Source organism: Palaeococcus sp. (in: euryarchaeotes) (assembly GCF_053987695.1).
In genome coordinates this window covers 1-6,205 of record NZ_JBMXHE010000010.1, presented here as the reverse complement: position 1 = coordinate 6,205, position 6,205 = coordinate 1, and the positions used below count along the sequence as shown (strand labels likewise).

Annotated in this window: 7 protein-coding genes; 1 reads left to right on the top strand and 6 read right to left on the bottom strand. The window is 45.0% G+C overall.

The genetic code is table 11. The annotated features are described in order from the left end of the window. The coding region (locus ACXJGZ_RS01420) for a hypothetical protein (protein ID WP_456398014.1) at positions 1-853 on the top strand (853 nt) is incomplete at its 5' end. Here the strand turns inward: ACXJGZ_RS01420 and ACXJGZ_RS01415 are convergent. From ACXJGZ_RS01415 to ACXJGZ_RS01390, 6 genes are all read right to left on the bottom strand, one after another. Next, the gene (locus tag ACXJGZ_RS01415) at positions 838-1,191 is read right to left on the bottom strand and encodes a hypothetical protein (protein ID WP_456320843.1); all 354 of its coding nucleotides are present in this window, start codon (positions 1,189-1,191) and stop codon (positions 838-840) included. The genes ACXJGZ_RS01420 and ACXJGZ_RS01415 overlap by 16 nt on opposite strands. 60 nt (positions 1,192-1,251) lie before the next feature. Next, positions 1,252-2,493 carry a nucleotidyltransferase family protein gene (locus tag ACXJGZ_RS01410; RefSeq protein ID WP_456398012.1) on the bottom strand — a complete coding sequence of 414 codons (1,242 nt, stop codon included), beginning with the start codon at positions 2,491-2,493 and terminating at the stop codon, positions 1,252-1,254. Between the two features lie 88 nt (positions 2,494-2,581). Further along, the gene (locus ACXJGZ_RS01405) at positions 2,582-2,839 is read right to left on the bottom strand and encodes a FeoC-like transcriptional regulator (RefSeq protein WP_293256975.1); all 258 of its coding nucleotides are present in this window, start codon (positions 2,837-2,839) and stop codon (positions 2,582-2,584) included. Positions 2,840-2,855: 16 nt separating this feature from the next. Next, positions 2,856-4,871, bottom strand: coding sequence for a ferrous iron transport protein B (feoB, locus tag ACXJGZ_RS01400; protein ID WP_456398010.1), 2,016 nt, complete (start codon positions 4,869-4,871; stop codon positions 2,856-2,858). Beyond that, the gene (locus ACXJGZ_RS01395) at positions 4,871-5,113 is read right to left on the bottom strand and encodes a FeoA family protein (RefSeq protein WP_293256969.1); all 243 of its coding nucleotides are present in this window, start codon (positions 5,111-5,113) and stop codon (positions 4,871-4,873) included. Before ACXJGZ_RS01395 ends, feoB begins: the two co-directional genes overlap by 1 nt. 105 nt (positions 5,114-5,218) lie before the next feature. Further along, positions 5,219-6,178 carry a radical SAM protein gene (locus ACXJGZ_RS01390; RefSeq protein ID WP_293256966.1) on the bottom strand — a complete coding sequence of 320 codons (960 nt, stop codon included), beginning with the start codon at positions 6,176-6,178 and terminating at the stop codon, positions 5,219-5,221. Positions 6,179-6,205 lie beyond the last annotated feature (27 nt).

The following is a 6,205-nucleotide window of genomic DNA, read 5'->3' as shown; positions in this document are numbered from 1 at the left end:
GCATCAACCTGCCAGTACTCCACAGGTTCAGTGTCCTTTTCTCGTTCCTGCAAATGGAGTGAATGGGAGCGTTATCGCAAGCTTTGACGATACACTTATTATAAGAAGTGAAGGTAAGTTTTTCATGAAAAGCCGGACAGGCACATACATGATAAACTCCTCCGAAGCATACTTTTTTCCGTGGGGGTTCGTCGTATCTGAGGAAGGGAAGGAGGTCTTTTCGGTTCCAAAATATGTGATGAACTATGGGGAGGATCCCGAATGGGGGGATATTCTGAAGAATATTTCGATTGAAAACACGTCTTACATGATAAAAGTCAATCACCTCATAGCCTGCGATTACGGTGGGAAAATTCTCTGGAAACACATTCAACCACTCTCCTACCTGTGGGAGATAAAAGAAGAAGGAGTGACGGAGAAAAGCGGTGAAAGCTCCTTCCAGATTTACACGCATGCGAGTGAGGAGTACTTCTTCATGGCCAAATTCTTGGGCAAGCCAAGGTACCACTTCGGCCCGGACTGGCTTTACATTTATAATGAGAACGGGCTCGTTAAGGAGATAAAGCTTGGAGAGCCCCCAGAACCTCCGGATAGGGTATTCTTCACCTCAAACGGGAGTTACACCCTCCTGGGTTTTAACCTGTATGAGGGGGATGGCACTCCATATGGTGGCAGAATCATGATTTTCAACGGTTCGGAGGTGATTTTTGACAAGTTCATATCCAGAAATGATTGTTTATGCTATCCCGTACACGGGTGGGGTCAAATTACGTTGAAAGGATGCGCCAGGTTCGGCATGCTCGAAGGCGTCGGAACATACTGCAACGGTACATTCACCTATGAAAAAGAATAAAAATCTTCTATATTTTTCTCCAGAAAATTCAAAAGCTCCTCCGGCTTCACAAGACTGACTCTCATTCCTAATTCATTTTCAATGAAGTTCATAACCCAGCTGTTCTTTAATGGGTCACTCTTAAATGGATACACGATGATCAAGTGTTTAAACCCCTCTCTGTGGGCTTTTATAGCATTGTAAAGTGTTCTCTGCTTTATCCACTTATAGGAGTTCTCAAATTCAACGGCAACAACCTTTTTACCCTTCTCTCCAAAAATAGCGAGATCTATGCGGGTTCCATCGGCGGTGCGAAGTTCTCTAACTGCTGTGAACCCCTTAAGAGAGCAGAACTCCATAATGGCATTCGAGAGTGCTTTAATCTTTATCCCTATCCCCCCAGAAAAAGAGAAATAGACTCAGAAGAGCCACTGGTTCTCAATGCACTCATCGCATGGAGGCTTTTCTCCCGCTATTGCCCTGAACTTCTTGTAGATGCACTCCGGCAGTCCGAGAGGGCATCTATCTGGCGTGAGTTCGGGCCTTACCTTTGTGGGATCGAGCTTGAGCTTGATCCATGCCTCATACTCCTCCACCTTCTTCCACGGGAGCACCTTCGCCCCGTAGATCACAAGATTGTCATATATCTTCGAGTAATCCCCAAGTACGGCGTTTTCTTTGATTATGACGTTTTTACCGACCACAACGCCCTCTCCGAGTATTGAGTCCTTGATCTCGCTCTTCTCTTTGATTATGTCGCTTCCGATTAGGATCACTCTCTTGAGATATGCCTTTTCCTGAACTATCGTGTTGGGACCCACATAGGTGTATGCCTTTATTTTTACACCGTGCCCTATTTTGGCACCTCTGTCTATGTAAACCGGTCCCTGGATCTCCACATCCTCGGGAACCTCCGCACCTTCTCTTATGGTGTAGTATCCATTTTCTTTTGTTATCTCATCCAGAGCAATCTGGTGGGCATAGAAGAGATCCTCCGGTGTGCCGAGATCCACCCAGTACACCTCTCTGGGAACCTTGTATCCATAGACCAGCCCCTGGCTCACATATTTTGGAAGGACCTCACGCTCGAAGTAAACCTCTCTGTTCTTGGGCACGTCCTTTAAAATTTCTCTGCTCACCACATAGATACCAGCATCGACCATGTTTGTCCTGGGCCTCTTTGGCTTCTCCTCAAAGCCCGTCACCCTACCGCTCTCGTCAATTTCGACCACACCATATTTCTCGGGGTCATAAACCTTTGTCAGTGCAACCGTCACAAGCCCATCATTATTTTTATGTGCCTCAATGAGCTCTCCAAAGTTGAAGTTTGTGAAGACATCCCCGTAAATTACCAAAAACTCGTCTCCAACGAAGTCCTCCACATTTTTTAGGGCTCCACCTGTCTCAAGGGGCATCGGGTCATTCACGAAGCGTATGTCCTTCGGGTAGTCCGCCATGTTGTCCTCTATAAATTCCCTAATCTCTCCCCTCATGTAATGAACTGAAAGTATGATTTCGTCAATCTCTTTGATCTTTTCCAGGTTCTCCAAGAGATACTGAAGATTTGGTTTTCCAAGAACAGGCACCATCGGCTTTGGTCTTGTTGAGGAAATTGGCCTCAATCTCGTTCCAAATCCTCCGGCAAGAATAACAGCTTTCATAACATCACCAATTATAATTAAAAGTTGGAAGCTTATATATTTTACGGCTGTTAAATATGACCATCGCTGAACCCCTTTAACTTTGTGTTCATTTGTATTCATTAGACTTCCGCAGCTGGTAGATTTCACCCTTGAAGTGAATACAGCTACCTGGGCAAATCTTTTTCAGGGGACACGATTCACATGCAGGGGAACCAAACTCGACCTTTTCTATGTATCCCATGCTCTCAAGTATTTTTATTATGCCCTCAACCTCCTCCACGCTGATATCCATCCTCCTTGCAATCTCCTTGGAGTTTGATACCCCCTCCTTTATGAGCCTTAGAGTTTCCTCCAGCTTTCCCATTTTCATTCACCGGAAATCAGAGCCCCAGGAGGAGCCCTATGTTGTAAACAAGGATTCCGACAATGCTCGAGAGCGCAAGATTATAAATCACTGCCACTGCGGCCCACTTATTGCCGCCCTCTGCTCTTATGGCTCCTATGGTGGCTATGCACGGGAGGTACAGCGTGGTCACGAGTCCCAAAACAAATGCCTGAAGGGGTGTCATGGCGTTTTTCATGAGCGTGGCAAGTGCAACTTCGCTCTCCCCCACGCCATATATAATACCATACGTGGCGATGACGTTCTCTTTGGCTATTATTCCGAATATGAGGCTAACAGCTGCCCTCCAATCAAGCCCCATGAGCTTTGTAAATGGCTCCACAGCTTCTCCGAGCTTCTCAGCATAGCTCAATCCCCCTCCAATGGGCGCGGGATAGTTGCTCAGGTACCATATGGCTATAGCTCCTGCGAGTATCACCGTTCCCGCTTTCCTAAGGAACTCCTTGCTCCTTTCCCATGAGTGTATTATCACACTCTTCCATGCGGGAACCAGATAATCGGGGAGCTCGATAACGAAGGGGCTTTCTTCACCTTTGATAAGGAACTTTCCGAGGAAGAGCGCCGAGAGCAGTGCGAGCAAAATTGAGATGGCGTATATTCCAACGGCAACAAGGGCTTGGTGTGCTGAGAAAAATGCCCCTGCTAGGAATGTTATGACAACCATCCTGGCGCTGCATGGAACGAGCGGGTTTATGAGCATCGTTAAAATCCTGTCCCTCTCATTGTCGAGCGTTCTCGTTGCCATAACCGCCGGGACGTTACATCCAAATGCCAGCACCATTGGAATAAAGCTCTTTCCGGGTAGCCCGAACTTTCTCATTATCCTTTCCATAACGGTTGCCGCCCTCGCCATGTACCCTGAATCTTCCAGAATTGCCATAGCTATGAAGAGCAGAAACACCAGGGGAAAGAAGCTAAGGACAGCCCCAACTCCACCTATCATCCCATCCACGATAAGCCCTCTGAGCATTTCATCTTCAATGTGAGGAGCGATTGAACTTCCAAGAGCATCGAAGACTCCACCCAGCCATTCCTGGATGGGGGTCCCCAATGTGAAAACAAACTTAAAGAGGGCATAAAACACTGCGAGAAGGCTTACAATGCCATAAACGGGGTGAGTTAAAATTTTATCGAGCTGGTCACTCAGAGTTTCCCTGACTTCTCCAAAATGCGTCACAAACCGGTGCATGAGTTTATCTATGAACTCGTACTTCTGATTTGCTATCACAATATCCAGGGAGCGCTTGTAGTATTCCTCAACTTCACTTATGTGCTGGAGAATTTCATCCATCTTGGTCTGTCCAAGATATCTCAAAATTAGCTTTATAACCTCCTGATCTCTGGTTAGAAGCTTTATAGCTAACCATCTCACATTGTACTTCTCCACGAGAGGGGTGCCCTCTAGAACCTTGCTCACATGCTCTATTTCTCTCTCAATTGGTTCATCATAAACTGGAGAGATTGGGTTACCCACAATTTTGCCCTCTGCCGCTGCTTTCATGACCCTTCTGAGCTCGTCCAGTCCCTGTCCGCTTTTAGCGTTCGTTGGTATCACCGGAATCCCCAGAACTTTCTCCATCTTTTTTATATCAAACCGTGCTCCCTTCTTTTTTGCGATATCTATCTTGTTAAGAGCTATTACGACATTTTTGACTCCCATTTCAAGGATCTCCATCGTTAAAAATAGATTTCTCATGAGGCATGAGGCATCGACTACATCCACGATGACGTCGGCGTTCCCTTCGAGAATAAAATTCCTCGCCACGAGCTCGTCGACGGCGTGAGCTGTTAGAGAATAGGTTCCGGGCAGATCAACCACCAAAAATTCTTCCCCCTTGTACTCCATTATCCCCTCCTTTTTTTCCACAGTAACCCCTGGCCAGTTACCAACGTGCTGTCTCAAGCCTGTGAGTGCATTAAAAATCGTGGTCTTTCCGACATTTGGATTTCCAGCAAGTGCAATTACCTTTAAGCCTTGAGTAAAAGAGCCCATTACGCTCCCCTCCTTATTAGAATCTTCTCTGCAATTCCTCTACCAAGGGCAAGACGCATGTTTCCAATCGCAATTATGTAAGGGCCCGGTCTCCCTGATTTTATAACCATAATCCTTGTTCCTGGAGTTATTCCCATTCCCATGAGCTTCTGCCTGGCACCGGGTCCTCCATGGATATCAACTACAATCCCTGTCTCACCTTCGTGCATCTGTGATAATCGTACATACATGTCCATCACCATTAGGTTTACCTAATTCCATACTAGATAGGTGTAGAAAGTTTTAAAAACGTTTGGTTAGCCTAATAATCTAAAGAAGTTCGAAATTGAAAAATCAAAGATTCAAATTTAAAATCCACCTCTTTCTCTGCTTTTAAGTCTGCGCATATAGAATTTCTTTCCTTCATATTCCAGCTCTATAATTTTGTTTTCTTTCAAAAGCTTCTCAATAATAGCCCAACTCGCATTAGCTTTTTTCAGGATCTCTCTGACTCCCTCTTCCCTCATAGGATGAACGGCAGTGATGCTTAAGATATCCTGCTCTGCATTTCCCGTGAATGCAAAGGCATTTCCTTCGTATCCTATGAGGTATTCAACTCTATCCATTCCGAGCTCTTTGGAAAAGGTTTGAAAAGCATGATTTATTACTTCCTCCTTTGCTGGTCTAACCCATTTTTCCCATGGAGGTCTCGTTGGGATTGCTATATACGCCACATTGGGATCCAATTCCCTTAAAAACGCCGCTATTTTTTCTAGTTCGCTACTATATTCAATTCCATCTATGAGCATAGTCTCTGTGACAAGCTTTCCTTTGAATTCCTTCTTAAATTCGAGCATCCCTTCAAGAATCTTTTCAAGCTTTAAGCTCCTGTGGGGTCTATCTATCTTTCTCCATAACTCCTCGCTTACAGCATCCAGCTTTAAAGAGAGAAAATCAAATTTTAATAAGTCCTCTCTAACGTCTTCTTTCCATATTAGGGAAGAATTCGTGAGAATTGCAAGGGGAATGTTGAGATTTTTTAAAAGCTCTATCTCCCTTCCAAGGTTTTCATCAAGTGTCGGTTCTCCATCAGGAACGAAAGTTAGATAATCAATTCTCTCATTTTGCATTTTTGCTTCTTCTACCTTTTTCTTAACCTCTTCAAAGATAAACTCAGGGGGATAAAAGGTTCTTCTTCCAACTTCCATCCTTAGCGTTCTCCCTATCTGGCAGTAGACACATGCATAGGAGCAAATCTTATCAGGGATATTGTTTATCCCCAAGCTTTTGCCCAAGCGTCTTGAAGGGACTGGTCCAAAGGCTATCATGATATCACCAAAATTAGGTTGACCTAA

Excerpts from the sequence above, each read along its gene's own strand:
- ACXJGZ_RS01390 (WP_293256966.1), bottom strand. The coding sequence starts at position 6,178 with ATGATAGCCTTTGGACCAGTCCCTTCAAGACGCTTGGGCAAAAGCTTG.
- ACXJGZ_RS01395 (WP_293256969.1), bottom strand. The coding sequence starts at position 5,113 with ATGGTGATGGACATGTATGTACGATTATCACAGATGCACGAAGGTGAG.
- feoB (WP_456398010.1), bottom strand. The coding sequence starts at position 4,871 with ATGGGCTCTTTTACTCAAGGCTTAAAGGTAATTGCACTTGCTGGAAAT.
- ACXJGZ_RS01415 (WP_456320843.1), bottom strand. The coding sequence starts at position 1,191 with ATGGAGTTCTGCTCTCTTAAGGGGTTCACAGCAGTTAGAGAACTTCGC.
- ACXJGZ_RS01410 (WP_456398012.1), bottom strand. The coding sequence starts at position 2,493 with ATGAAAGCTGTTATTCTTGCCGGAGGATTTGGAACGAGATTGAGGCCA.
- ACXJGZ_RS01405 (WP_293256975.1), bottom strand. The coding sequence starts at position 2,839 with ATGGGAAAGCTGGAGGAAACTCTAAGGCTCATAAAGGAGGGGGTATCA.